General features: G+C 37.8%; 1 protein-coding gene. It reads left to right on the forward strand.

Annotation, left to right across the window (positions count from 1 at the left end; all coding sequences use genetic code 11):
* Positions 1-119: 119 nt before the first annotated feature.
* Positions 120-1,201 (forward strand): ISKra4 family transposase gene (locus QUA88_RS29405; protein WP_333056051.1). Its coding sequence is split into 2 segments (ribosomal slippage): positions 120-276 and positions 276-1,201, totalling 1,083 coding nucleotides; the frame shifts between segments, so codons are not numbered across the junction.
* Positions 1,202-1,229 lie beyond the last annotated feature (28 nt).

Raw genomic sequence — 1,229 nt, forward strand, 5'->3', positions numbered from 1 at the left:
GGGAGCGTGTCACTTTTGCAATGAGTATAAATACCCAAAAATACTAGGGCAGAGGTTTTGAGCTATTTTTGGGCAAAATCGGCGATAATAATGATGTCTTAATTAATGGCGATTGAACTATGACGGACGAAGAGCAACAGGCGATTCAAACACATGTAGAAGCTATTTCGGCAATTCTGTATGCTGATTGTGACCCGGAATCTTTGAAAACATTAGAAGATATCGAGCTCACGGTTAAAGATAAGGTGTTAACTCATGTGACACCGCAAATCGGAATTTTTTTATCTACTCAGCTAGTGGCACAAAAGCAGGAAGGGTAAAGAAATTAAAAAGTACATTAGGTGATTTAAGCATCACCCAAAAGCAAGCAGATAAACTAGGGTGTGGGAGCGGGAGTAGATTGAGTCCACATTTAGAAAACTGTTGTTTAAGACTGAGTGCTAATGTTGCATATCAACATGCAGCCAAAGATATTGAATATATAACAGGGATTACGGTTCCAGCCAAGACACAACAAAGATTAGTACATTATCAAAAATTTGAGCAGCCTTACGCAACAGCAGATATTACCGAGTTAAGTGCAGACGGTGGAAAAGCACGATTGATAACACCATTCGGAGAAAAATCTGAGTGGAAAGACTATAAAGCAATTGTGTCGGAAGCAGGCATAGTAGCCAGCTTCGATCGAAATGACATCATTATTGATTGGGCAAATAAACAACCACTAGCCAAACCAGTAACTTGTCTAGCTGATGGACATGATGGTGTATGGAATATATTTAAAGAAATTAGTTGTCAACAGGACAGAAGAGAAATTCTAGATTGGTATCATTTGAATGAAAATCTTCAGAAGGTGGGGGGTTCAATTAAGCGATTGAAGCAAGCCGAAACATACTTATGGCAAGGAAATGTAAAAAGTGCAATAGCACTATTCATACAATTGAAGAAAAAGCCAGCAGTTAATTTTTGTAAGTATTTAGAAAAGCATAAAGAAAGAATTATTAATTACGAAGTTTTCCAGAGAAATGACATCTGTTCGATTGGTTCTGGGGCAGTAGAATCAGGAATTAAGCAAATAGGTAGAAGAATTAAAATATCTGGAGCAAGTTGGAAATCAGAACATATTGGGCAGGTATTGGCTCATCGATGTGCTTACTTAAATGGCTTAATTGGTAGACCGCCAAAAACTGCACAAGTATAAATACTTATTGCAAAAGTGACATGCTCCC

The sequence above is a fragment of the Microcoleus sp. D3_18_C2 genome, assembly GCF_036702395.1.
In the GTDB taxonomy this organism is placed as follows: Bacteria; Cyanobacteriota; Cyanobacteriia; order Cyanobacteriales; family Microcoleaceae; genus Microcoleus.